This is a genomic window from Streptomyces sp. NBC_01446, assembly GCF_026340095.1.
In the GTDB taxonomy this organism is placed as follows: domain Bacteria; phylum Actinomycetota; class Actinomycetes; order Streptomycetales; family Streptomycetaceae; genus Streptomyces; species Streptomyces aureus.
On sequence record NZ_JAPEPO010000002.1, the window covers coordinates 591,138 to 615,539 of the forward strand.

Genomic DNA, 24,402 nt, shown 5'->3' on the forward strand with positions numbered 1-24,402 from the left:
CGTCAGTAGATTCGGCGCCCGCCCGCGTCCGGGATTCCGGACTTGCGCAGGAAGTAGCTGTTCACGTGGTCGCGCCACTCGCGGGCGCTGCGCAGCTGCTCGTCGTACAGCTCGGCGACCCGGGCGTGCCGGGCGGGCGCCACCAGATCGGCCAGCGTCGCCCACACTCGCTGTGCTGCCTGGGCCTCCTCGACGCCTTCGAAGTGGGTGTCGTAGATGTGCTGGATCACGGTCTTGCCGCTGTGCAGGACGTGCCCGTACGGGACGTGGTGGAAGAACAGGAGCAGCTCGTCGGGGCAGCTCTCGGGTGTCTCGTACGTCTGTGACCAGGGTTTGGCGTACTGGGCCGCGTACCCGGTGCCGGTGGCGCGGCTGCGGTCGACGCCGATGCCGTCGCGGTCGGCGAAGTGGTAGGTGCCCCAGGGGCTGTACTCGTACCCGTCGACGCTGGGCCCGTAGTGGTGTCCGGGCTGCACCATGAAGCCGACGCCGAGCGGCGCCGTGTACTTCTCGTACGTTTCCCAGGAGCCGCGCAGTACCGCACGGAGGCCGGAGCGCAGCCGCTCGGGGTCGGCGGTCTCCTCCGGGGTGAACGTCAACTCGGTCCACTCGTCGAGGAGTTGCTGCGGATCGGCGTCCGGCTGCCATGCCAGGCGGCCGAACGCGTACAGGTTGAACTGGGCGAGCGGGTGCCCGGTCCAGTAGGGGTCGGCTCCGGCGTTCGAGACGGCCACCAGGCCGCCACCGTCCGCGAGTTGGCCGACGGTGGTGCCGTCCTCGCCCTCGGGCCGGAAGCCGAGCACTTCGGACCACATCGGGGCGAGCGCGCACACGTGCCGTTGTTGCCCGGTGTACTCCTGGGTGGCCTGCAGCTCGACCGCGACCCGGGTGCGGGGCAGGGCGCCGATGACCGGCGAGACGGGTTCGCGGACCTGGAAGTCCATCGGTCCGTGCTTGACCTGGAGCACCGCGTTGTCCTTGAACTGGCCGTCGAGTGCGGCGAAGTGGTCGTAGGCGGCGCGCGCCCGGTCCGTGGTCCGGTCGCGCCAGTCCTGTAGGTGGTTGTAGACGAAGGCCCGCCAGTGGACGGTGCCGCCGTGCGGGGCGAGCGCGTCGGCGATCAGGTTCGCGCCGTCGGCGTGACTGCGCCCGTAGGCGAAGGGGCCCGGCTGTCCTTCGGAGTCGGCCTTGACGACGAAGCCGCCGAAGTCAGGAATGTGCGCGTACACGTGGTCGGCGGCAGTGCGCCACCAGTCCCGTACACCGTCGTCGAGCGGGTCGGCGGTGTCGAGCGCGCCCAGGACGACGGGTGCGGCGAAGCTCACGGAGAGGTGGGTGCGGATGCCGTACTCCCCCAACTCTCCCGCGATGGCGGCCACTTCACCGATGCGGTCGGTGAGGAGCCGGGCCTCGCCCCCATGGACGTTGACGTTGTTGACGCAGACGGCGTTGATCCCGCAGGCCGCGAGGAGCCGTGCGTACGCGCGGACCCGGTCGCGGTCCGCGCGCGCCCGTCCGTCTTCCCAGAACAGCGAGCCGCCCGCGTAGCCGCGCTCGACCTGGCCCATCACGGGATGCACGTCGATGTTGTCCCAGTGGTTGAGCATGCGCCTGGAGAGGGCGGGGCGGTGGGTCTGCTCGGGGGCGTCGGTGAACGCGGCGGCGCCGAGGCGCACGACATGGAAGAAGCCGTACAGGAGGCCGGCCGGAGCGGCGGCCGTGACGGTGGTGCGCCCGCGGGACCTCGTCAGAGTGAAGCCCTCGGGGCCGGTGTCGGCATCGCCGTCGAGTCGGAACACGACGTCTCCGTTACCGTGCAGTGCGCCGACGTTGGCCTGGGCGTACGCGACTTCGGCGCGCAGTGTGTCGACGAGCGGGCCGTCGCCTTCGATCGTGACGCGCCGTGATCCGATGCCACGCAGCGCCTCGTCGGGCAGCCAGGCGTGGTCGATCCCGCTCGGGCCGGTCATGAGGCCGCCGCATCGAGCGCGACGATCCCGCACGCCCCGGCGGGTTCGCCCGGCCTGCGGCTGGTCAGGTCCAGGCGGAGACGGCTGCCGTGCACCGCGTCGAAGGTGATGACGGTCGGCTCACCGGACGCCGCCGCCCAGTCGATGTCGGCGTCACGCACGGCGACATAGCGCTTGCCGTCCCAGACCGACACGTCGACCGAGGCGGGCAGGGAGTGTTTCGCGTCGACCGTGAAAGAGACTTCGATCCGGCCGATCTCGCGTTCCTGGGCCCATGCCACGGACACCCAGTCGGTGGGCCGGGCGCCGTCGAAGGCGGGCAGCAGGGCGGTGGCCGCCTTCTGGAAGGAGTTGGACCACTGGGTCGCGGGGTCCCCGTCGAGGATCGCGGCGGGGAGAGTGCCGGTTGCGCCGGAGTAACTCGCGTCGGCGAGTGGGTACTTGGATGCTCCAGGACCGGGGTCGGGGGCGAAGGGTTCGGCGGGCGTGACGGGCCCGCCCGCCGGTCCCGCCACCCGCACGGAGACCTTCCCGGCGCGCAGCCCGTCGGCGGTGGCCGTGACGGTCAGCGCGCCCGGCGCGGTTCCCGCCCGCACCATGGCGAGCGCGAGGCCGTGGAAGGCGGTGCGTGTACTGGCCTGGTACCGCTCGGCGCTCTCCTGCCTCCCGTTGTCCAGACCGGCCAGCCCACCGCCCTTCACGGCGAATTCGAGGAGGTGCTCGGCGTCGGGGACGACCACGCCGCGCGTGTCGACGACCTCGGCCGTGACGAAGACCAGCGAACGCCCGTCGGCTGCGACAGACTCGCGGTCGGCGGTCAGTCGCACGCCGTGCGGCGTCCCTGCGGTGCGCAGCACATCCGTGGCCACGACTTTCCCGCCCGCGCGGGCGACGGCCTTCAACTCGCCTGCCGCGTACGGAACCTTCCACGACAGATGCAGCTTGCCTGCGCTGCCGTTCGGCGACGTGTAACTGCCGGGGTAGGGACCGGAAGTGACCGTCTTGTCGTCATGCGTCGCTTCCGTGGTCTCCAGGTAGGCGCGCCCGTCGACGGTCTTCTTGGCGTCGAAGGAACGCACGCCCAGGGAACGGCCGTTGAGGAGGAGTTCGACCTCGGCGACGTTCGCGTACGCCCATACCTCCACCTCCTGGCCGGGCTTGTGCGTCGTCCAGTCCATGGGCAGCAGGTGCACCATCGGCTCGTCGGTCCACTGGCTGCGGAAGAGGTGGTACATGTCCTTGGGGAACCCGGCCGTGTCGACCGCACCGAAGAACGACGCCTTCACCGGGAACACGTTGTACGGGGTCGGTTCGCCGATGTAGTCGATGCCGGACCACAGGAACTCGCCCGCGAAGAAGCGCCGGTCGCGGTCCTTCTTCAGGCCGTACTCGCCGCTCATCGTCCAGGAGGCGAGGTTGTTGTCGTACGACGAGGTGGCGCGCCGGCCCGGGGTGTGGTTCTCCCCGGTGTTGAGGTGCTCGGACTCCTGGTACGCGCCACGGGTGGACGTCTCCGACGACGACTCGGACTCGAAGAGGAACAGGTGCGGGTAGCGGGCGTGCAGCGCGTCGACGGACGCGGCGGTGTTGTAGTTGAGGCCGAGGCCGTCCAGCTCGGCCAGGATCAGGTCCGCGGGCGACCCGGCGGCGGGCAGCGAGCGGTACTTGTCGGAGCCGATGACGACGGGCCGGGTCGTGTCGATGGCCTTGATGTCGGCGACGAGCCGCCGCGCCATCTCCACGCCTTCGGCGCGGGTCGAGTCGGGGATCTCGTTGCCGATCGACCACATCAGAACGGCGGGCGAGTTGCGGGCGGCGCGCACCATTTCGGCGATGTCGGCGTCACTGTGGGCGTCGAAGAACCGGCCGTAGTCGTAGAGGTTCTTTCCGGTGCGCCAGCAGTCGAAGGCCTCCACGAGCATGACGATGCCGAGGTCCTCGCAGGCCTCGATCACCTCGGGGGCGGGCGGGTTGTGGGACGTGCGCAGCGCGTTCACGCCCATGGACTTCATGATCGTCAGCTGGCGGCGCACGGCGTCGGGCTGGACGGCCGCGCCGAGCGCGCCGAGGTCGTGGTGGAGGTCGACGCCCTTGAGCTTGGCGTGGGTGCCGTTGAGCGAGAAGCCGTGGTCCGGGTCGAAGGTCGCGTGCCGCACGCCGAACCTTGTGCGGTAGGTGTCGACGGTGCGGCCGTCCACACGCAGGTCGGTGACGAGGGTGTAGCGGTGGCCCGGGGTGTCGATGGACCACAACTGCGGCTCACGGAGGGTCATTTGGCCGTGCGCCGTGGCCGGGTCGGAGCCGACGTCCTTCAGTACGGATTCGGTGCGGGCGACGCGGCGGCCCTTGGCGTCGCGGAGGGTGGAGACGACGGTCACGGCCGACGCGGTCGCACCGGAGTCGTTGACGACGGCCGTGCGGACGTCGACCTTCGCGTATCCCTTGTCGAGGGTGGCGGCGAGGTCGGGCGTCGTCACGAAGGTGCCCCAGCGCTGGACGTGCACCGGTTCGGTGATCACGAGGCGGGCGCGGCGGTAGATGCCGCTGCCCGAGTACCAGCGGCTGCTGGGCAGCCGGTTGCGGACCTCGACCGCGAGGACGTTGCTGGTGGCGCCGTCGGCGTGCAGCAGGTCGGTGATGTCGTGGGCGAACCCGGTATAGCCGTAGGGGTGGTTGCCGACGAGATCGCCGTTGACGTAGACGTTCGCGTCCATGTAGACGCCGTCGAACTCGACGGAGATCCGCTTGCCCGCATAGGCGGCGGGGACGGTGAACTTCTTGCGGTACCAGCCGAGTCCGCCAGGCAGGAAGCCCGTGCCGCTGGTCGTGTTGTGTTCCGTCGTGGGGGTCTGCTCGATGCTCCAGTCGTGCGGAACGGCGACCATCCGCCAGTGCGCGTCGTCGAACCCGGGCTGCTCGGCGTCGGCGTAGGCTCCCGTCGGATCGGCGATGCCGTCAGGGCTGACGAGCGCGAACCGCCAGCCGTCGTCGAGGCCGACGGTGCGGCGGCCGACCGGTCCGGTGCGGTCGGCGGCGGCCGCGCCGGGTGCGGGCAGGGCGAACGTCCCGGCCATGGAGCCGGCCGCGCTCGCGGCCAGCACGGTTCTACGGGTGACATGCATGAACGAGTCCCCTCAAAGCCAACACTACTCACCAGAAAGCAACTTGAGCGGACTGATTCTTTCGGCTTCGGGCCCTGATTAGTCAAGGGCCTTACCAAATATGGTGTCGAGGAACTCGTTGCCTGTGAGGCTTTCCGCCACGGCGCGAGCGAGGAGCGCGTGCCCCTCGTCGCCCGGGTGGACGCCGTCGACCAGGTGCGCCGGGGTGAGCAGGCCGACGCCGGGCAGCAGGGCGAGCCGGTCGTCGCCGCCGCGGAGGGTGTCGCGTGTGGCCCGTTCGACGGCGTCGCGGAGCTCGGCGAGGGTGGCGCCGAGCGCATTGGGGATCGCTTCGGCATCCGAGCGGCGGACCGGTGAGACGACGAGCAGCGGCGTGTGCGGATGGCTGGTGCGGACGGCGGCGAGGAAGGCCAGGGTCATCTCGTACAGCAGGCCCGCCGTGTGCGGTGTGCGCGACCAGCAGTTTACAAGGCGCTGGCGGCGCACCTTGCGGTGCAGCTTCGCGACCTTCTCGACCGCTCGCCGGTGGTTGGCTGTCCGCTTGTCACGGCGCACACGCGGAAACCTCGACAGGGCCCGCTGTGCGGCTTCCATCTTCGCGGCGCTCTTCGCCCGGTAGGCCCGCTGTTCGGCGGCGCGCTGACCGTGCGGATGGGAGCCCTGCCAGGGCTTCGGTACGTCGATCTCGTACAGCACATCGAGGTCCATTGCGGGGCTCGTCCGACGGGTGGCCTGCCTGGGTGCCGTGCGCGGTGCGGACGATGCGCCGAATCTGACGAAGTGTCAAGGGACGCCGGGTCACGCCAGGCCCTGCGTCCGACCCCCGCCTGGCCTCCGTCCCCATCGCTCCGGCGTCGGGGAAGTCCGGCATCCCGTCGGCGTTGACCGAAATCAGGAGTAACTGCGGCGGAAGGCGGCACGGTGCACGGCGACGACAAGATCCGCGGGGGCAAGCTCGCCGTCGACGACGTGGATTCGTCGCGCAGAAGCCGGGGAGCGCGGCGGGCCGGCACCGACAGCATCGCCGTCAGATGTGGAACCAGCTGATGCGTGCCCCCGGGGAAGACGTTGACCACCCGGGTCGCTCACTTGCGACGGCCCGGCGAGTCGGTCAGGCGTTCGTGGGTGAAAGGTGGTCGGGGAGGTCGGTGAGCCGTTCGATGCGGAGCACCGTTTCGTCTGCCGTCGGCGACGGTCCACCGGTGACGAAGTCGATGCCGCGGTCCAGCCAGATACCGGTGAGCCCGGCGTGGGCGGCTGCGTTCACATCGCTTTCCAGCATGTCGCCCACGTTGACCGCCTGCGCGGGATCCGTCCGCATCCACCGGCAGGCGGTGGCGTAGGCGACGGGCTTGGCCGCACCGAGCTCGGTCGGGGTCAGAACCGCTTCGAAGTATTCGAGGAGGCCGAAGCGGGCGAGCTTGGCACGCTGCTGCTCGGGGTCCCCGTTGGTGAGAACAGCCAGACGCGGTCCTCGGGGGAGACGTTTCAGGGTCTCCAGGCATGGCCGGACGTCGGGATAGCACCGCCAGGACTCCTCGAACACGGTGAGGTAGCGCTCGGCGATCCAGGCATCCAGAAGGGCGGGACTTTCAGGAACCGACTCGCCGAGCATCGGCAGGAACGAACGAAGCCTGCGTCGGTGGTGCTCAGTGAAGGAGCACTGACCGGCCAGGTATTCCCGCATGTGGCGCGCCTCCAGCGTCCACCACAACGTCACCAGCTCCTCCGGTGGAGCCGCCGCGTTCGGCGCGGCCTGAACGATCTGGCCGATCGTTTCCAAGACCGCGCTTCGATGATCGACCAGGGTGCCGTCCAGATCGAAGAAGATCACATCCGCCATAGGTTGATCATCTCGCGGCGTCTGCCTCTGCCGCCAGAAGGCAGGTAACGCAAGTCCCTTCGGGATAGTTGTCCAGCTCGTCACAACAGGGCGAACGATGGCCGATGCGGCACTGGAACCGCCCGGCAATCCGCCCAGTGGCGTCAGGCACGGGCCCCCGCCTCCGGCCAACAGCGTCCAGGTACAGGGCCGTTCCGGCATCCGCGGGCACACGCGCCGCGGATGCCGGCTGGCACCGGCACCCGCACGCACCCCGGACCGGCCGCCCACGGCCTTCGCGCCGGGGCGCTCAGTCGTCAGCGATCTGCAGGGCCAGCGCGAAGTGCTCACCGTCAGTCCCTGCCAGGAGGCTGTCGAACAGTCGGGTGAGCCCGTTCACTGCGCCGCATTCGACGTCGTGGTTGGTCCACCAGCTGGCCTCCGCTCCGAGCAGGGACACCACCCGGGCCGCCGCGCGCTCGGCGGGCTCGACGGGCAGGTGCCGGTGGCTCGGCCAGACCAGGTCGACGGCCGCGACCTGGGCCAGGAACGAGGCGGCCTCGTGTGTCTCGACCGGTTCCAGAGCGGCGCAGATCTCAGGGACGGACGGCGGGGCGTAACCCGGCAGGAAGCGCCGCCAGGCCTCGTCCGCCGCGATCGCAGCCAGCAGCGTACAGATCCGGGCCGCCAGCTCCGGCAGGTCAGGTTCCGGCTCATCAAAGCGCCCGGCCGCCACGTAGACCCGCATTGGCGTGGAGAGCTCTGCCATGCCGGCTTCGAGCTCGGTCAGGACCCCCATGGACGTCATGGTGGGATTCTGCCGTACGGACCTGCCCCTCCTCGCCCCGCACCCAGGCCAACCAGAACCCTCAAAGCACGCGCGGCTCCTCGATCGCAGCACGCACGCACCCTGCTCCTGCCCCGCGCCAGTCGGACGCGGGCTTCCCCTCAACTACGCTGTCGCGTCATGACGGTCGTGATCATCGGTGGTAGCGGGTTCCTGGCAGGACACACGGGAAACGCAGGCCGGGGCCCTGCGGAACGCGAAGGTCCGCAGGGCCCCGGCCTGTCCTAAGGGTGCATCCCGTCGGCGTACATGTGGACACCGGTCCACGCACCGTCAGAAGTAGTGCCTACGTCCCCCCACCATGCGCCCGCTGGCGCCGAGGATCCACAGGACCGCACCGACGACGACGAGGATGCCGCCGACCGTCGTCAGCAAGGAGATCCCGACCAACAGGCCGATCACGAGCAGAATGGCTCCGAGGACAATCATGGGTGTTCCTCTCATCAAGTCTTGTCTGTATGCGTCGGGCCTCTGTCCGGCCGACGGCACCTGCTTCCCGCCGCCTGCATGGCCCGGAGCGGGTCAGAACCCTGCCACCACGGAATCTTGCGGCCGCTGGGTCTCTGCCGTGCTAGCTCCGTGTGCCCACCTCTTGGTGGCCCATGCGTCGGCAGTCCACGTCCTTGCCTTCACCGAGGACTTTCCGCCGCCGCGACAGGGGCAAAGACCGGCGTAGTGAGGAAGACAACACTCGGCAATGTGCCAGGGGTCGACTCCTCCGGTGGGGGCAGGCGGTGGATATGACTACTGGATCGGCAGCGGCACGCGGACGCGGTCAGGCACGACGCGCCGCGCACAGCAAGGCAGTTGCGGCGGGAGCCCGTGCAGGCTTTGTCGCTCGCGGGATCATCTACGTCCTGATCGGCGTTCTCTCACTGCGGATCACTTTCTCGGACGGGGGCGGCAAGCAGGCGGACCGGGGCGGAGCCATCGCCGAGATCGCGGGCAAGCCCTTCGGTGCCGCTCTGCTCTGGCTGCTCGGCACAGCCCTGGCGGGTATGGCCCTGTGGAGGCTGTCCGGGGCGGCGTTCGGTCAGGCAGGGCCCGATGGCAAGAAGGCGAACAAGAGGGCGATGGCCGCAGGCCGTTCTGTCTTCTACGGATTCGTCTCGTACTCCGTGTTGTCCTACGCCGCCGGCGACAAGGGCAGCGGAAGCGGCAGCTCGGACGAGAACTCCCGCGACGTCACGGCGAAGGTCCTGGATTGGCCGTGGGGCCAGTGGATCGTCGCCATCGCCGGCGCCGCGGTGGCCGCGGCCGGTGTATGGATCGCGGTGAGGGCCCTCCGGCGCACCTTCCAAGAACACCTGAAGATGTCCCGGATGTCGCCGAAGAGCCGTCAGATGGTCACTGTGCTCGGGGTGTTCGGCGGGGCGGCTCGGGGCGTCGTCTTCGCTGCCGCGGGCGGCTTCGCCGTCACGGCGGCCGTCCAGCACAAGCCCGGCAAGGCCAAGGGCATGGACGACACCCTGCGCTCTTTCGCGGATACACCTGTCGGTCCCTGGCTCCTGGTGTTCGTCGCGGTCGGTCTCGTGACTTACGGGGTGTTCTCCTGGGCCTGCGCCCGCTGGCGCAAGCTCTGATCTACCCACGGCGCTCCGTCAGAACGGGACCTCGCCCTCACGCACCTCGGCCTTCCGCCTCGGCCACGCGCCTGCCGACCCGCGCGGCGGTCTCCCGCAGCCAGATGTGGGCCGCGTCGTGTGTGTGCACCGGGTGCCACCACATCGCCTCCTGCAGGGGGACCGCCTCGTAGGGCGGATCGACGACACGGACGGCGGCGATCGGGGCGAGGAGGCGGGCGAGCCGGGCCTGGATCAGGGCGATCCGCCGGGTGCCCGCCACCAGCAGCGGCAGCAGCTGGAAGTTGTCGACGGACACCTCCACGTGCGGCTCGACGCCGAGCATGCCGAGCTGGCGTACGGCGGGGGCGTCGTAGGTCCGCTGGTAGGTGACCCAGGGCAGGCGCGCGAGGTCCTGCCGGGTGAGCCGTTCCTCGACGCTGGGGTGATCCTGGGCGACGAGGAAGACCCAGCGGTCGTCGTAGAGGTCGGTGGCGGGGAAGTCGCTGATGACGCCGTGCGGCATGAGCAGCCCGTCGACCCTGCTGAGCAGGGTGGCCGTGTCGTCGACGACGGTGGGCGGGGTCTGGGTGAAGCGCAGACGGATGCCGGGCGCCTCCTCGTGCACGACTCGGGCGAGTTCGGCGCCGAACACGGAGACGGCGTAGTCGGATGCCACCAGCTTGAACTCACGGTTCTCCGTCGTCGGGTCGAAATCGGCCTGGCTGGCGAAGAGCCGCTCCAGTACGTCGTACGCGGTGGAGGTGCGGTCGAGCAGCACCTGGCCGAGGGCGGTCAGCTCGTAGTGACCGCCGACGCGGGAGAGCAGGTCGTCTTCGAAGTGCCGGCGCAGGCGGGCCAGGGCGGCACTCATCGCGGGCTGGCTCAGCCCGACGCGCTGCCCGGCACGCGTGACGTTGCGCTCCTCGAGCAGGGCCCGCAGAGCGACGACGAGGTTGAGGTCCAGGCGGGCCAGATTCACGCGCTTCCCCTTGTTGTTCGACGCCGACCAGGGAATATCTGCTCGATGGATGGCGATCATCCACATAATCGATTTCCCTGATCACCGGTGGCGGGTCCAGATTAGTCCCACCGCACATCAGGAGGACATGTCCGTGAAACCTGCCCCCGCGTCCGCGCTCTTCGCCGGCCCCTTCGCGCTCGCGACCCTCTCGGCCCCGGACGGCCCGGTGTTCCCCGCACTCGTCACCTCCGAGGCGCTCGTCGTCGACCTGCGTATCGCCCTCGACGACGATCAGTTGACCGTCCGCGGGATCCTGGATGACTGGCCGACGGTCCAGCCCCGTCTGCGGTCCCTGGCCGGTGGCGGCGCTGTGGAGCGCGAGCCGTTGGCGGAGTTCCGGGTGCACGCGCCGGTCGAGCCGCGGCAGGTGTTCCAGTCCGGCGCCAACTACCGGCAGCACGTCATCGATCTGCACGTGGCCCATCGCGCACCCGGCGACGAGCAGCCGGAGGAGGAGCGTCGGGCGGAGGCCGCGGAGATCATGGACCGGCGGGCCGCCGAGGACCTGCCGTACGTGTTCATCGGCCTGCCGAGCGCGATCACGGGCGCGTTCGACGACGTGGTACTGCCCGCGTGGGCCGAACAGCCGGACTGGGAACTGGAGTTGGCGGCCGTCATCGGCCGGCCTGCGCACGGTGTGTCGGTCGAGGAGGCTCTGGAGTACGTCGCCGGGTACACGATCGCCAATGACCTCACCGACCGCGCCACCGTCTTCCGCCGGGACATGCCGCAGATCGGCACCGACTGGCTGCGCAGCAAGAACGCGCCCGGTTTCACGCCGCTCGGCCCGTGGATCGTGCCCGCCGAGTCGATCGCCGACCCCGACGACCTGCATCTGCTGCTGAAGCTGAACGGGGAGACGATGCAGGACGAGTCCACCAAGGACATGATCTTCGACGTGGCACGGATGGTGTCGTACGCCTCGCAGTCCGCTCAACTCCTGCCCGGTGACTTGGTCCTGACCGGATCACCGGCCGGCAACGGCCTGCACTGGGGACGACTGTTGCGCGACGGCGACGTCATGGAGGGCTCCATCACGGGGCTCGGGACGCAGCGCACCCGCTGCGTGGCGGAGGACGCGTCGTGAGCCTGGACCGGACCGATCCGGAGGGGGCCATCACCGCAGCCGCCAAGAAATATTCCAACTGGGGCCGTTGGGGCGAGGACGACGCACTCGGCACCCTGAACTTCCTCGACGAGACCAAGCGCCGCGAAGGCGCCGCCCTGGTACGGCGGGGCGCCAGCTTCTCCCTCGCCCAGCGGTTCGACATGGACGGGCCGCAGAGGGGCTGGCGGCGCCGTACCAATCCGGTGCACACGATGCTGGACACCGGCACCGATGCCGCTCTCGGCCGCCAGGGCTTCCCGCACGGTCTCGGCGGCGCCGACGACGTGATCGCCATGCCGTTGCAGTGCTCCACGCAGTGGGACGGCCTCGGCCACATCTTCGACCACGGCAAGGCGTGGAACGGCCGCCCGGCCGAGCACGTTGTCACCTCCGACGGGGATTTGGTGACGGGCATCGAGCACATGGCGCCGTACGTCGCCGGGCGCGGGGTGCTGCTCGATGTGGGCCGTGTCGTGGGTGAGGACGGTGAACTCCCCGACGCGTTCGCCATCACCGAGGAACACCTCACAGGGACCGCCCAAACGCACGGCGTCACGGTCGGTCGAGGCGACATGGTGCTCGTGCGTACCGGACAGCTCACCCGGGCCCGGCGCGACGGCTGGGGCGAATACGCGGGCGGACCGGCACCCGGCATGTCGTTCACCTCGGCCGGCTGGCTGCACCGCACCGAGATCGCCGCGATCGCCACCGACACCTGGGGCTTCGAGGTGCGGCCCAACGAGTTCGACCGCGCCTTCCAGCCGCTGCATCAGGTCGCCATCCCCAACATGGGCCTGCTCATCGGCGAGATGTGGGACCTGGACTCGCTGGCCGCCGACTGCGCGGCCGACGGCGTGTACGAGTTCTGGCTGACCGCTGCCCCGCTGCCCATCACGGGCGCCGTCGGCTCACCCATCAACCCGATCGCCGTCAAGTAGCCCTCAACCACCTCAGCCACCTCAGCCACCTTGTGGAACAAGGGAGTTCCCCATGAACACACCCCGAACGGTCCTCGTCGTCGGCGGCGGCGCGGCCGGCAACGCCGCCACGATCCTGCTGCGCCGGTCCGGTATCGCCGTCGATCTGATCGAGGCGAAGGAGGACTGGAACGCCACGGCCGGCTCCGGCATCACCCTCCAGGGCAATGCCCTGCGTGTGCTGCGTGAACTGGGCGTGTGGGAGCAGGTGGAGAAGTCCGGGTTCGGTTTCGGCGCGGTCGGCATCACGGCTCCCGACGGCACCGTCCTGCACGTCGCCGAGGACCTGCGCACCGGCGGCGACGACCTGCCCGCCACCGTCGGCATGCAGCGCCCACAGTTGCAGCGCATCCTGATCGACGCGGTCCGCGCGAGCGGCGCCACCATACGTCTGGGTGTCCGGGCCACGTCTCTGGACCAGGACGGCGACAGCATCACCGCGCGCTTCAGCGACGGCAGCGAGGGCCGCTACGACCTGGTGATCGCGGCCGACGGTCTGGGCTCCACCACCCGCGCGGCCATCGGCATCCCCGACAGGCCCGAGCCCACGGGCATGGCCATCTGGCGCATCGCCGCGCCGCGTCCGGCCGGCGTGACCCGCACGAACCTCGCTTACGGCGGCCCGGCCTACATCGCCGGGTACTGCCCCACCAGCGACACGACCCTGTACGCGTACGTCGTCGAGGGCAACCGCGACCGCGCCACGATCCCACCTGAGTCGTACGCCGAGGAGATGCGCTCCCTGGCCGAGCTCTACGGCGGATTCTGGCCTGAGATCACCGCGCATATATCGGACCCGGCGAAGGTCAACTACACCTGGTTCGACCGGATGTTGGTCGAGGGCTCCTGGCACCGCGGCCGGGTCATCCTGGTCGGCGACGCCGCGCACTGCTGCCCGCCCACTCTCGCCCAGGGCGCCGCGCTGTCCCTGGAGGACGCCTGGGTGCTCGCCCAGATGCTGACCGCCGCCTACGTCTGGGACGACGCGCTGTTCCAGGCGTACTACGAGCGGCGGATCCAGCGCGTGCGTCCTGTCGTCGAGGCGTCCGTCCAGATCGGGCAGTGGCAGCTCGACGGCGTGCGCGACGCCGACGTCCCCGGCCTGATGGGCCGCACGATGACCATGATCAGGGAGCTGCCGTGACACCGCCCACCGTCGACGTGCACGCGCACGTCCTGCTGCACGAGGTAGAGGCTCTGGTGGAGGGCCTGCCGGGGCTGGTCGATGCGCGAGCCCTGGATGCCCGGCGCAACGGTCCCGCCGCCCTCGCCGTCAACGGCCCGATGATCAGCGAGCGGCTCCTCCGCTTGACCGACGTGGCAGCACGGCTCGCTGCGATGGATGCCCAGGGCGTGGACGTCCAACTGGTGAGCCCGTCCCCCTCGCACTACCACTACTGGGCTGACGAGGAGACGGCCGAGAAGGTGTACCGGCTGGCCAACGAGGCGACAGCGGCGCACTGTTCACTCGCCCCCGACCGGCTGCGCGGCCTGGGGCTCGCACCGCTGCAGCACCCGGAACAGGCCGTTGGCGCACTCCAACATGCCCTGGAACAGGGCATGTTGGGCGTGGAGATCTCCAGCCACGCCCCGGGACGGGAGCTGTCCGATCCGGCCTACGAGCCTTTCTGGTCCCGCGCCGAGGACACGGGCGCGATCGTCTTCCTGCACCCGTTCGGCTGCACGCTCGACGAGCGACTCGACCACTGGTACCTCTCCAACACCGTCGGGCAACCCACCGAGAACGCCGTCGCCCTCTCGCACCTGATCTTCTCGGGTGTGCTCGACCGCCACCCCGGCCTGAAGATCGTCGTGGCGCACGGCGGCGGCTATCTGCCCACGCACATCGGCCGCTCCGACCACGCCTGGTCGGCCCGCTCGGACGCGCGGGCCGGGTGCGCGCACCCGCCGAGCAGCTACCTCGGACGGCTGTACTTCGACTCTCTGGTCCACGACCCCTACGTGTTGCGGGAGTTGGTGCGGGCGGCCGGCGCGGACCGGGTGCTGCTCGGCTCCGACTTCCCCTTCGACATGGGCACCGAGGACCCGGTCGGCGCGCTGCGGGCCGCGCACCTGTCCGACGCCGATTTCCACGCCGTACGGGGCGGCAACGCCGCCGCTCTCTTCCGGAAGGACTGATCCACCATGAGTAACCGCCTGCTCACCCACCTGCGGCACGTCGACCTCGCCGTGCCGGACTACGACAAGCAGCTCGACTTCTACGCGGGTGTCTGGGGCCTGACGAAGGTCGAGGAAGGCTCCGGCATCTCCTTCCTCGCCGCCGAGGGCTCCCCCGAGCAGTACGTCGTCCGGCTGCGCAAGGCCGACGACAAGCGCCTCGACCTGGTGTCGTACGGGGCGGCTTCGGCTGCGGATGTGGACACGCTTGCCGAGCAACTCCTTGTGGGGAAAGTGGAGTTGATCACGCGTCCTGGCAAGGTCGACTCCCCGGGCGGCGGCTACGGCTTCCGGTTCTTCGACGTCGACGGGCGCACCATCGAGGTCTCCGCCGACGTCGAAGTACGACAGCACCGCAAGATCGAGGAGAAGGAGGCCATCCCCGTCAAGCTCTCCCACGTCGTCCTCAACTCCCCCGACCTGAACCGGACGCGGGACTGGTACGAGCGCCATCTCGGCTTCGCCCTGTCCGACACGCTGTCCTCGCCGCACATGGGCGAGGTCATGCACTTCATGCGGATCAGCAACCAGCACCACTCCATGGCGATCGCGCAGGGCCCGCACACCTCCCTGCACCACGTCTCGTTCGAGATGCGCGGCCTCGACGAGTACATGCGCGGCTCCGGCCGGGTGATGCGGGCCGGCTTCCGGAAGATCTGGGGTCCGGGACGGCACATGGCGGGCGACAACACGTTCACATATTTCCTCGACCCGCACGGCAACACCGTCGAGTACACGACGGAGTTGGAGAGCCTCGACGAGGACACCTGGCACCCGCACGTGTACGACTTCTCGCAGCCCGAGGTCACCGACCAGTGGGGCACGGCCAACGCGATGAACGAACTCGTCGCCAAGGAGTCGTTCAACGACGTCGACCGCGGTGTGTTCGTCGCCCCGCCGGTCTGATCCCACCCGAGTTCCGGGGGCGCGGCGGCCCTGTCATGCCCTGACTCCACGCTCCGCGCTCCCGGCCCGCATTCCGCGTGCCAGGAGAATCCCTCATGCGCTTCGCCACCTACGTACACCAGCACCAGACACACGCCGCCGTCGTCGAGGCGGACGGCACCCTGTACCCCGTACCGGGTGTGCGCTCCTTGACCGAACTGATCGAGTCGGCCAACGGGTTGGCAGCCCTGCTGCAGACGGGCGCCGCGTCCCTCGGCGCGCCACCCGGACCGCATGTCTCCCAGGTCCGCCTGCTGCCGCCCCTCCAGCCCGCATCCATACGGGACTTCGTCACCTTCGAGGAGCACGTCGAGGGCGTACGCCGCTCCGTCGACGGCGTCAGCGGCGTGCCCGAGCAGTGGTACGCGGCCCCCACCTTCTACTTCACCAACCCCCACGCGGTGTTCGGCCCGCACGACGACATCCCCATGCCACCCGGATCCGCTCTCCTCGACTACGAACTCGAAGTGGCCGCCGTCATCGGTCGCGAGGGGCGCGATCTCACCCCCGGGCAGGCCCGTGACCACATCGTCGGCTACACCGTCTTCAACGACTGGTCCGCCCGCGACCTCCAGTCCGCCGAGATGAAGGTCGGCCTCGGCCCCTGCAAGGGCAAGGACACCGCCACCACGCTCGGCCCGTGTCTGGTCACCGCCGACGAGCTGGAGCCGTACCGCGACGGTGACGGCTTCCTGCGCCTGGCCCTCACGGCCGATGTCAACGGGCAGGTGGTCGGCAAGGACCTGCTGTCCAACATGAGCTGGACCTTCGAGGAGATGGTCGCCTACGCCTCACGCGGCACGCGCGTCGTCCCCGGCGACGTCCTGGGCTCCGGCACCTGCGGCAACGGCGGCTGCCTCGCCGAACTGTGGGGAATACGCGGCGAACACACCTCGCCGCCGCTGAGGGCCGGCGACACGGTCACGCTGACCGCCGAGGGCATCGGCTCCGTATCCAACACCGTCGTCCTCGGCGCGGACCCGGTCCCGCTCCCGGCTGGGCGCCGACGTACCCGGGAGCGGCCGTGAACAACATGCCAAGAGGCTCTTCGGGAAGGTCGTGGTCGTCAGAACGGAGATGACCGCGTCGGCGGCACCCGCCTTCCGCGAGAGCAACCTCCGCGAGACACCCCTCGGCCGCACGGGCACGGTCGACGAGATCACTCCGCTCGTCGCCTTCCTGCTGTCCGACGAAGCCTCCTTCGTCACCGGCGCCGAAATCCCCGTGGACGGCGGCTGCACCGCCCACGGGGGCGCGCCAAGTCGATCTCCGACGCCCTGCGACCGGGAGCCGACGCGTGAAGCGCCTGGAGTGAAGGGTCGGCCTGATCCCCGGCACCGCCCGCGGCCAGGGACGGGGAGCGGCGCTGGTCGCCGCGTCCCCGGCCCATGTCGACTCACCCATTGCGCACCCACCACTCACTCCAGCTCAGGCGAGCCAGTCACAGGATCGCCGGAAGCCCGCTCAGGCCTTGCCCTGCATGCTGCTCCGGGCAGGGTTGGCCTGCTTCGCCGCCTTGGGGTCCTTCTCGTCAGCCTTGGCTCGCACGCCCTGCTGGATGCGCTCGCCGAGGGCCTTGTCGATGTTGGACCAGTACTCGAAGGCCCTGGCGAGGACGGGTTCACTCACCCCGTTGAGCAGGTGCCCGACGACGTTGTCCACGAGCCGGTCGCGCGCGGCGTCGTCAAGGACCTCGCGCACCAGCGTTCCCGGCTGGCCCCAGTCGTCGTCATCGGCATGGTCGACGTACGCGGCGCGCGTGATGTCGCCGTCCGCGTGCCAGCTGGGCGGTGCGTAGCGGCCCGAGTCGGCTGCCGGGCCGCCCTTGGAGTTGGGGGCGTAAACCGGGTCCTCGGTCTTGCGGTACGCCATGGCTCCGTCTTTGGAGTACGTGTTCAGCGGCGCGACGGGAGCGTTGACCGGCAGCTGCTGGTAGTTGCCGCCGATGCGGTGACGGTGCGCGTCGGCGTAGGAGAAGAGTCGCGCCAGCAGCATGCGGTCGGGGCTGGGGCCGATGCCGGGGACGAGGTTGTTGGGCTGGAACGCGGCCTGTTCGATCTCGGCGTGATTGTCCGTGGGGTTGCGGTCGAGGGTCATCCTGCCGACCTCGATCAGCGGGTAGTCGCTGTGCGGCCACACCTTGGTCAGATCGAACGGGTTGAAGCGGTAGGTGGCCGCTTCCTCGTACGGCATGATCTGCACCTTGAGCGTCCAGCTCGGGTACTCGCCGTCCCGGATGTGCTCGAAGAGATCCCGGGTGTGATAGTCGGTGTCGACCGCACACATCTGGTCACCCTCGTCCTGGGTGAAGAACTCGATGCCCTGGTCGGTCTTGAAGTGGTACTTCACCCAGAACCGCTCGCCCTGCGCGTTGATCCACATGTACGTGTGCGAGGTGTAGCCGTTCATGTGGCGCCAGGAGCGCGGGATGCCCCGGTCGCTCATCAGCCACGTGACCTGGTGCGCGGACTCGGGCGAGAGGGTCCAGAAGTCCCACTGCATGTCGTGGTCACGGAGGTTGTTGTCCGCGCGGCGTTTCTGGGAGCGGATGAAGTGCTGGAACTTCATCGGGTCCTTCACGAAGAAGACCGGGGTGTTGTTCCCCACCATGTCGTAGTTGCCCTCGGTGGTGTAGAACTTCACCGCGAATCCGCGCGGGTCACGCCAGGTGTCCGGGCTCCCGCGCTCACCGGCGACGGTCGAGAACCGGATCACCAGATCGGTGCGCGTGCCCGGCTGGAAGACCGCGGCCTTCGTGTAGGCGCTGACGTCTCCGGTGACTTCGAAGTGGCCGAAGGCGCCGCTTCCCTTGGCGTGCGGCTGCCGCTCAGGAATGCGCTCCCGGTTGAACTGCGCCATCTGCTCGATCAGATAGGAGTCCTGCAGGAGGATCGGGCCACCGGCGCCGACGGTGAGCGAGTGTTCGTCGCTCTCGACCGGAACGCCGGCATCCGTGGTGGTCGCCTTGCCTGTCACGTCGTTCATGAGCTACGTGCGCCTTTCGATCGGTGTGTTCGTCGCGCCGCGAGGCCAGGCCCGCGGCTACGGAGGGTCACGGCGGGAAGCTTCGCAGCTGATCGGCAGATACCTGGGCATGCTGGTCCACATCCAGACTGCGGCTTCTTCGCTCATTCGGCCTTTTTTCCAGCTCGGCCACACCCCTCCTGGGTGATCTTTCGTCGGTCGGGGTCCGCGTGCCCGCGTTCACGCCGCCGATACGTGCCGGGTCCCGGATTCCCGGGCCGGAGGTCAGCGTCCGCCGGGGCTCGTGAGGTTCTCGCGGATCTTGGCGATGGCGAAGCCCCAGCCCTGCTGGATGGTCGGCTTGGCGGGCACGGCGATCTCCTCCGGGTTGGTGAGGACGTCCAGGAGGACCGGTCCCGGCGTGGCGAAGGCCCGGCTGACGCCCTCGGCCAGGTCCTCGGCCCGGCTCACCCGGATGCCGGTGATGCCGAGTGCCTCGGCGACCGCGGCGAAATCCGGGTTGTCGAGCTCCGTGCCGAATTCCGGCAGGCCCGCCTGCTCCTGCTCCAGCTTCACCATCCCGAGGCGCTGGTTGTCGAAGACGACGAGCTTCACCGGCAGTCGCTGGCTACGGACGGTCATGAGATCGCCGAGGAGCATCCCGAGTCCGCCGTCGCCGCAGAAGGCGACGACCTGCCGGTCGGGATCCAGGAGCTGTGCGCCGATCGCCTGCGGCATGGCGTTGGCCATCGAGCCGAGGTTGTAGGAGCCGAGCAGGCGACGGGATCCGCGCATCTCGACGAAGCGTGACAGCCAGACGGTGGCCATGCCCGTGTCCGAGGTGAAGACGGCGTCGTCGGCAGCCAGGACGTCCACGGCGGCGGCCAGCGCCTCGGGGCGGACCAGGTGGTCGCGGTTGTCGAAGGCGGACCGCACCTTGCCGATCAGCCCGCGGTCGTGGCCGGGCGCGGCCAGCCGCTGCTGTCCCTGCTGCCAGGTGCCGAACTTCTCGCGCGCGTCATCCAGGTGTTCGCGGTCCTTGCGGCGCTCCAGCCGCTCCAGGAGGCCCCGCACCGTGGGACCGACGTCGGCGGCGAGGGCCACGTCGACCGGGACACGTCGCCCGATGTGCTCGGCGACCCGATCGACCTGGACGACCTTCTTGCCCTCCGGGTACCACTCCCGGTACGGAAAGTCGGTGCCGAGCAGCAGCAGGGTGTCCGCTCCGTCCATCGCGTGCGCGGCGGCCGGGTTGCCGATCAGCCCGGTCTGGCCTACCTGGTAGGGGTTGTCGCCCTCGAAGCCTTCCTTGGCCTTGAGCGTGAGCACCATGGGCGAGGCCAGTCGGTCCGCGAGGGCGAGGACGTCCTCGCGGGCGCCGCGCGCTCCCCGGCCGACGAGCATCGTGACCTTGCCGCCGTCGCGGAGCGCGTCGGCCGCCTCGTCCAGTACCGGATCGTCGGGCCGGTTGGCCGAACCGGCGACGGAGAGGCGGGCCGGCCGGTCCGCCGGCAGTTCCTGGTCGCCGATGTCGCCGGGGACGGTCAGCACGGCCACACCGCGCCGCCCGATCGCAGTGCGCACCGCGATCTCCAGCAGGCCGGGCATCTGCTCCGCAGACGTGACGGTGGCGCGGAACACGGCGACATCGCGGAAGAGCAGGTCGTTGTCGACCTCCTGGAAGTAGTCCGTGCCCACCTCCGCGAGAGGCACCTGCCCGGCGACCGCAAGCACCGGGGTTCCACTCTTCGCCGCGTCGTACAGACCGTTCAGCAGGTGCACGGAGCCAGGTCCCACGGTGCCCATGCAGACCCCGAGGGTGTCGGCGAGCTGGGACTGGGCCCCGGCGGCGAACGCGGCGGCCTCCTCGTGCCGGCACCCGACCCATTCGACGGACCCGGACGCGCGGATGGCATCGGTGAAGGGATTGAGAGCATCCCCCACCACGCCGAAGACATGGCGTACTCCGAGTTCCTCCAAGGCGTCGATCACGACGCGGGCCACGGTTCGGCTCATGTGTGTCTCCTCTCGAACGACTCGAACGCTCGGCTGACTCGAATGATCGGTACGAGCTCCCGTCAGGCGTAGCCCTCGGGTATGGGGGGTCAGGCATGGGTGTCAGGTATGACCGTCAGGAGGCAAAGCTGTCCGGATCCGCTGCCTGCCAGTCGGCGGCCCAGCCCTCCGGCGGTTCGGCGAGCAGTTCACCGGGGGACAGCCACTCGTACAGTTCGGCGTAGGACCGGAACCGCCCATGGTCCTCGCGGCGCCGCAGCAGCCGAGGGCCCAGTTCCGCGGCGTCCCGTACGCCCATCGCCGCCATGATCTGCAACGCACTGTCAACGGTGGCCTGTTGGTAGCGCGCGACGCGCGCGGCCTTGTCTACGATGTCGAGCGCGCGGGCCCGGCGCGGATCCTGGGTGGTCACGCCGGTCGGGCAATGGTTGGTGTGACAGCGCTGGGCCTGGATACACCCGACAGCGAACATCATCGCCCGGGCCGCGTTGGTGTAGTCGGCACCCATGGCCAGGCGCTTGACGATGTCGGAACCCGTCGCCACCTTGCCGCTCGCACCGATCCGGATCCGTTCCCTCAGCCCCGCGCCGGTCAGGGCGCTGTGCACGGTGAACAAGCCGTCGGTGAGCGGCATGCCGAGGTGGTCGGCGAATTCCAGCGGCGCTGCGCCGGTACCGCCCTCCGCACCGTCCACCACGATGAAGTCCGCAGTGGTCCCTTCCTCCCGCATGGCTTTGCACACGGCGAGGAACTGTGTCCTGGATCCGGGGCACAGCTTGAAGCCCACCGGTTTGCCGTTGGCCAGTTCCCGCATCCGGGCCAGGAACCGGACGAGTTCGCGCGGGGTGGAGAAGACGCGGTGGTACGGCGGCGACACTATGGTCTCGCCTTCGGGAACACCTCGGACCGAAGCGATCTCGGCGTTCACCTTGCTGCCCGGCAGGACACCTCCGATCCCGGGCTTGGCCCCCTGCGACAGCTTGAGCGACACACACCGAACGGACGGATGAGCGGCCTTCTCGGCGAACTGCCGCGCGTCGAAATCCCCTTCACGGGTGCGGCAGCCGAAGTAGCCCGTGCCGATCTCCCAGACGAGGTCACCGCCGGGGCGCAGATGGTACGTCGACAGGCCGCCCTCCCCGGTGTCGTGTGCGAACCCGCCGCGTGCCGCACCGGTGTTCAGAGCCACGACGGCGTTCGACGAGAGCGAACCGAAGCTCATCGCCGAGACGTTGAGAAGGGCCATGTCGTACGGCTCGGTGCAGTCGGGGCCGCCGATCCGGACACGGGGCGGCGTGTCGGGCACGTCCACCGGGGCCATGGACGGCACGAGGAACTCGTAACCGCGATCGTCCATGTCACGCTCGCTGCCGAACGGTTCCTCGGCGGCGACGCCCTTGGCCCGCTCGTAGACGATGGTGCGGGTGTCCCGGTCGTAGGGCCTGCCGTCGTAGTTGCGCTCCACGAAGTACTGCTGCAGCTCCGGGCGCAACCTCTCCATGAGGAAGCGCAGGTGGCCGAGCACGGGGTAGTTCCGCAGTACAGCGTGCCGGCGCTGGACCAGGTCGTAGACGCCGGTCAGCGCCGCGGCCGTGAGCGGGGCCGCAGCGAACCACCACCACTGAGATGCCGAGAGAGTGAGCAGCAGACTGCCGAGCGCGCAGGCCGTCAGCAGCCCCACCGTTGCGATACGCGTCATGGTCCTCGTTGTCCTCGTCCAACTGGGCTGCGGCTCTGGCGAGTCCGCGTCACTGCTGTCGTGGGCACGGCGAGGGGGCCGACCGCACGTAGCGGCCCGGTCCCCCCGTTCTGCGGAGGTCTGGTCAGATCGTGGGGCGACCGGGGGGCGTCGGCCCAGCGCCCGGAGCGTCCGGAGCCCCCGGAGTCCCCGGAGTCCCCGGAGCGTCGTAATACGTGCCGACCTGCTCGTGATAGCCGGCGTCGCCCAGGTGCTTGTCCTTGTCGAACTCCGGCGCACTCTTGATCTGATCCTTGGTCAGCGCGACCTGGATCGTCCTCGCCTCGGCGTCGATGCCGGCGATGGTGCCCGCCGGCAGCAGGACCTCCTTGCCGAAGATCCACACACCGGTGTCGACCACGATGTACTGCGAGCCGACGTCGTTGGAGTGCTTGTCGACCTTGCCGATGTGGCCGTCCGCGGCCTCGACCTTGTAGCCCGTGAGATCGGCGTTCTGGGTGTGACCAGCGCCGGCCGGGTAGCTCCAGATGTTCTCGGTCATGGTGGTGCCTCCGTACATCAGCCATTCTCGTCCAGGCGGTGCGGACCGCACCGTGCGTCCTGTCCGGCGACACCACTCCGACTGTCCGAGCTTCCCGCCGCTAAACAAGGCCGTTCTGACATGGCTGGAAGAACAGGGCTCACCGAGACTCGGACGACGACGGCAGGACGGCACCCGCCGGCGTCCCTGACACACTCCGAACTCGGTTCTCCTCAGCGACGAGACGGAGCACGCGCTCCCGCTCATCGCGGCCCCAGGTCTCCTTGGTCGCAAGGATGCCGACGAGCCCGGTCAAGGCCGCGGCGAGGTAGAGCAGCGCGGCGCCCGGCCAGCCGAACGCTCCCACCAGCGCAGCGGCAAGCAGCGGCGCGAAACCCCCGATGGCCGCGGCGACTTGGTAGCCGAGCGAGGCTCCCGAGGTACGGGTCGCGGTGCGGAACTGCTCAGTGAGCAGCGAGCCCTGGGTTCCCGTGAGTGACGCGTGGATGAGGCCGATGCCGATGATGAATACGGTCACCACGAGGGCGGGTTGGGCGGAGTTGGTGAGCAGGTACATCGGGAAGGCGAAGAGGATCGCCGCCGTGCAGGCCGCTACGTAGATGGGGCGGCGTCCGATGCGGTCGGTGAGTGCGCCGGCGAGGAAGGTGACCGCTATGGCGAGGATGCTGGCGGCGGTGATCGCGCCGAGGGCGACGGACCTGAGATCGGGGTGGCGTTCGGTGATGTAGTTGAGCAGGTAGGTCGCGGTGGAGTAGTAGGCGAAGGATTCGACGACGCGCAAGGCGATGACGCGCAGGATGCCGGGCCAGTCCCCGGCCAGAGTCGCAAGGAGCGGATTCTTCTCCGTCTTGCCGCTGGCCCGGACCTCCTGGAACTCAGGTGATTCGGAGAGCCGGGAACGCACGATCAGCGCGACGATCACGAGGACGGCGCTGAGCAGGAAGGGCGTCCGCCACTGCCAGCTGCCGCCCAGGGTGTCACTCCACGCGAACACGCCGCTGGCCAGGGCGATGCCGAGAGGGTTGCCGGACTGAGGGATCGCGGCGAACATGCCGCGGCGGTGCCATGGCGCATGCTCGTAGGCCATGGTGATCGCGCCACCCCATTCGGCACCGAACGCGAGGCCCTGGATCATGCGGATGGCCACGAGCAGGATCGGTGCGAGCACCCCGACCTGTCCGTAGGTCGGCAGCACGCCGATGAGGAAGGTGGCAGCGCCCATGACGCTCATCGCCGTGACAAGCACGGGTTTGCGGCCGTACTTGTCGGCGAAGTAGCCACCGACAGCACCTCCGAGCGGGCGCATGACGAAGCCGACTGCGAGGGTGGCGAAGGAGAGCAGGGTGCCGACGTACCGGTCGCTGTCGGGGAAGAAGACCGCTCCGAAGTAGAGCGCGGAGGCAGTGCCGTACGCGATGAAGTCGTAGTTCTCGACGCTGGTGCCGAAGGCCGCGGCGACTGCTGTCTTGAAGCGGTCCTTGGAGCCGAGCACGCTTCGCTGGGTGCTGGTGGACATGGCAGTTCTCCTTGATAGGTCACCGGTTCGTTGCCGGCGTCTACGCAGTGAGGAGCAGGAGGGGGCGCACGGAGGGGTGGTCGGGTCCATTGACCGGGTGTTCTCGGGCAT

The 24,402-nt window shown here is 69.4% G+C and carries 18 protein-coding genes and 2 pseudogenes; 8 read left to right on the forward strand and 12 right to left on the reverse strand.

Features of this window, described 5'->3' with window-relative positions; all coding sequences use genetic code 11:
* Nucleotides 1-2 precede the first annotated feature (2 nt).
* The 6 genes from OG456_RS40285 to OG456_RS40310 all read right to left on the reverse strand — a co-directional run bounded on the left by OG456_RS40285 (nt 3) and on the right by OG456_RS40310 (nt 8,190).
* Nucleotides 3-1,970, reverse strand: a complete 1,968-nt coding sequence (locus OG456_RS40285) for an alpha-glucuronidase (protein ID WP_266570035.1) — start codon at nt 1,968-1,970, stop codon at nt 3-5.
* A complete protein-coding gene (locus tag OG456_RS40290) occupies nt 1,967-5,092 on the reverse strand; it encodes a glycoside hydrolase family 2 TIM barrel-domain containing protein (RefSeq protein WP_266570036.1) in 3,126 nt (1,041 codons plus the stop codon). Before OG456_RS40290 ends, OG456_RS40285 begins: the two co-directional genes overlap by 4 nt.
* A 78-nt stretch (nt 5,093-5,170) precedes the next feature.
* Entirely contained in the window at nt 5,171-5,800 is a 630-nt protein-coding gene (locus OG456_RS40295) for an SGNH/GDSL hydrolase family protein (RefSeq protein WP_266570037.1), read from the reverse strand.
* A 403-nt stretch (nt 5,801-6,203) separates the two neighbouring features.
* Complete coding sequence (locus OG456_RS40300) at nt 6,204-7,019, reverse strand: HAD family hydrolase (RefSeq protein WP_266570038.1); 816 nt, start codon at nt 7,017-7,019, stop codon at nt 6,204-6,206.
* A gap of 205 nt (nt 7,020-7,224) precedes the next feature.
* Nucleotides 7,225-7,722, reverse strand: a complete 498-nt coding sequence (locus OG456_RS40305) for a hypothetical protein (protein WP_266570039.1) — start codon at nt 7,720-7,722, stop codon at nt 7,225-7,227.
* Nucleotides 7,723-8,034: 312 nt separating this feature from the next.
* On the reverse strand, nt 8,035-8,190 hold the full coding sequence (locus OG456_RS40310; protein ID WP_266570040.1) for a DUF6131 family protein: 156 nt from the start codon (nt 8,188-8,190) through the stop codon (nt 8,035-8,037).
* A gap of 311 nt (nt 8,191-8,501) precedes the next feature.
* On the opposite strand from OG456_RS40310, the gene OG456_RS40315 reads away from it, so the two are divergent.
* The gene (locus OG456_RS40315) at nt 8,502-9,344 is read left to right on the forward strand and encodes a DUF1206 domain-containing protein (RefSeq protein WP_266570041.1); all 843 of its coding nucleotides are present in this window, start codon (nt 8,502-8,504) and stop codon (nt 9,342-9,344) included.
* A gap of 37 nt (nt 9,345-9,381) precedes the next feature.
* Here OG456_RS40315 and OG456_RS40320 read toward each other — a convergent pair whose 3' ends face one another.
* On the reverse strand, nt 9,382-10,305 hold the full coding sequence (locus tag OG456_RS40320) for a LysR family transcriptional regulator (RefSeq protein WP_266570750.1): 924 nt from the start codon (nt 10,303-10,305) through the stop codon (nt 9,382-9,384).
* A gap of 127 nt (nt 10,306-10,432) precedes the next feature.
* Between OG456_RS40320 and OG456_RS40325 the strand changes: the two genes are divergently transcribed.
* The 7 genes and pseudogenes from OG456_RS40325 to OG456_RS40355 all read left to right on the forward strand — a co-directional run.
* Nucleotides 10,433-11,434: a fumarylacetoacetate hydrolase family protein gene (locus OG456_RS40325; protein WP_266570042.1), complete on the forward strand. Its 1,002-nt coding sequence runs from the start codon at nt 10,433-10,435 to the stop codon at nt 11,432-11,434.
* Nucleotides 11,431-12,393, forward strand: a complete 963-nt coding sequence (locus OG456_RS40330) for a cyclase family protein (RefSeq protein ID WP_266570043.1) — start codon at nt 11,431-11,433, stop codon at nt 12,391-12,393. The genes OG456_RS40325 and OG456_RS40330 overlap by 4 nt, the downstream gene beginning before the upstream one ends.
* A 52-nt stretch (nt 12,394-12,445) precedes the next feature.
* A complete protein-coding gene (locus OG456_RS40335) occupies nt 12,446-13,576 on the forward strand; it encodes an FAD-dependent oxidoreductase (RefSeq protein WP_266570044.1) in 1,131 nt (376 codons plus the stop codon).
* Nucleotides 13,573-14,571, forward strand: coding sequence for an amidohydrolase family protein (locus tag OG456_RS40340; RefSeq protein ID WP_266570045.1), 999 nt, complete (start codon nt 13,573-13,575; stop codon nt 14,569-14,571). Before OG456_RS40335 ends, OG456_RS40340 begins: the two co-directional genes overlap by 4 nt.
* A gap of 6 nt (nt 14,572-14,577) precedes the next feature.
* Nucleotides 14,578-15,516, forward strand: coding sequence for a VOC family protein (locus OG456_RS40345; RefSeq protein WP_266570046.1), 939 nt, complete (start codon nt 14,578-14,580; stop codon nt 15,514-15,516).
* Between the two features lie 95 nt (nt 15,517-15,611).
* Nucleotides 15,612-16,583, forward strand: a complete 972-nt coding sequence (locus OG456_RS40350) for a fumarylacetoacetate hydrolase family protein (protein WP_266570047.1) — start codon at nt 15,612-15,614, stop codon at nt 16,581-16,583.
* A gap of 43 nt (nt 16,584-16,626) precedes the next feature.
* Nucleotides 16,627-16,856, forward strand: a pseudogene (locus OG456_RS40355) (SDR family oxidoreductase); the annotation flags it as partial.
* Nucleotides 16,857-17,019: 163 nt separating this feature from the next.
* On the opposite strand, the gene OG456_RS40360 reads toward OG456_RS40355, so the two are convergent.
* The 5 genes and pseudogenes from OG456_RS40360 to OG456_RS40380 form a co-directional block, all read right to left on the reverse strand.
* Nucleotides 17,020-18,540: a catalase gene (locus OG456_RS40360; protein WP_266570048.1), complete on the reverse strand. Its 1,521-nt coding sequence runs from the start codon at nt 18,538-18,540 to the stop codon at nt 17,020-17,022.
* A 264-nt stretch (nt 18,541-18,804) separates the two neighbouring features.
* Complete coding sequence (locus OG456_RS40365) at nt 18,805-20,535, reverse strand: thiamine pyrophosphate-dependent enzyme (protein WP_266570049.1); 1,731 nt, start codon at nt 20,533-20,535, stop codon at nt 18,805-18,807.
* Between the two features lie 115 nt (nt 20,536-20,650).
* Entirely contained in the window at nt 20,651-22,234 is a 1,584-nt protein-coding gene (locus OG456_RS40370) for an FMN-binding glutamate synthase family protein (RefSeq protein WP_266570050.1), read from the reverse strand.
* 202 nt (nt 22,235-22,436) lie between these two features.
* A pseudogene (locus tag OG456_RS40375) lies at nt 22,437-22,775 on the reverse strand (PRC-barrel domain-containing protein); the annotation flags it as partial.
* Between the two features lie 139 nt (nt 22,776-22,914).
* Nucleotides 22,915-24,291 (reverse strand): MFS transporter, encoded by a 1,377-nt coding sequence (locus tag OG456_RS40380; protein WP_266570051.1) that lies wholly within the window; start codon nt 24,289-24,291, stop codon nt 22,915-22,917.
* Nucleotides 24,292-24,402: the final 111 nt, after the last annotated feature.

What these genes read in the sequence shown, in the direction of transcription:
- OG456_RS40285 (WP_266570035.1), bottom strand. Translation starts at nt 1,970, where the DNA reads ATGACCGGCCCGAGCGGGATCGACCACGCCTGGCTGCCCGACGAGGCG.
- OG456_RS40290 (WP_266570036.1), bottom strand. Translation starts at nt 5,092, where the DNA reads ATGCATGTCACCCGTAGAACCGTGCTGGCCGCGAGCGCGGCCGGCTCC.
- OG456_RS40295 (WP_266570037.1), bottom strand. Translation starts at nt 5,800, where the DNA reads ATGGACCTCGATGTGCTGTACGAGATCGACGTACCGAAGCCCTGGCAG.
- OG456_RS40305 (WP_266570039.1), bottom strand. Translation starts at nt 7,722, where the DNA reads ATGACGTCCATGGGGGTCCTGACCGAGCTCGAAGCCGGCATGGCAGAG.
- OG456_RS40310 (WP_266570040.1), bottom strand. Translation starts at nt 8,190, where the DNA reads ATGATTGTCCTCGGAGCCATTCTGCTCGTGATCGGCCTGTTGGTCGGG.
- OG456_RS40315 (WP_266570041.1), top strand. Translation starts at nt 8,502, where the DNA reads ATGACTACTGGATCGGCAGCGGCACGCGGACGCGGTCAGGCACGACGC.
- OG456_RS40325 (WP_266570042.1), top strand. Translation starts at nt 10,433, where the DNA reads ATGTCCGTGAAACCTGCCCCCGCGTCCGCGCTCTTCGCCGGCCCCTTC.
- OG456_RS40335 (WP_266570044.1), top strand. Translation starts at nt 12,446, where the DNA reads ATGAACACACCCCGAACGGTCCTCGTCGTCGGCGGCGGCGCGGCCGGC.
- OG456_RS40345 (WP_266570046.1), top strand. Translation starts at nt 14,578, where the DNA reads ATGAGTAACCGCCTGCTCACCCACCTGCGGCACGTCGACCTCGCCGTG.
- OG456_RS40350 (WP_266570047.1), top strand. Translation starts at nt 15,612, where the DNA reads ATGCGCTTCGCCACCTACGTACACCAGCACCAGACACACGCCGCCGTC.
- OG456_RS40360 (WP_266570048.1), bottom strand. Translation starts at nt 18,540, where the DNA reads ATGAACGACGTGACAGGCAAGGCGACCACCACGGATGCCGGCGTTCCG.
- OG456_RS40365 (WP_266570049.1), bottom strand. Translation starts at nt 20,535, where the DNA reads ATGAGCCGAACCGTGGCCCGCGTCGTGATCGACGCCTTGGAGGAACTC.
- OG456_RS40370 (WP_266570050.1), bottom strand. Translation starts at nt 22,234, where the DNA reads ATGACGCGTATCGCAACGGTGGGGCTGCTGACGGCCTGCGCGCTCGGC.
- OG456_RS40380 (WP_266570051.1), bottom strand. Translation starts at nt 24,291, where the DNA reads ATGTCCACCAGCACCCAGCGAAGCGTGCTCGGCTCCAAGGACCGCTTC.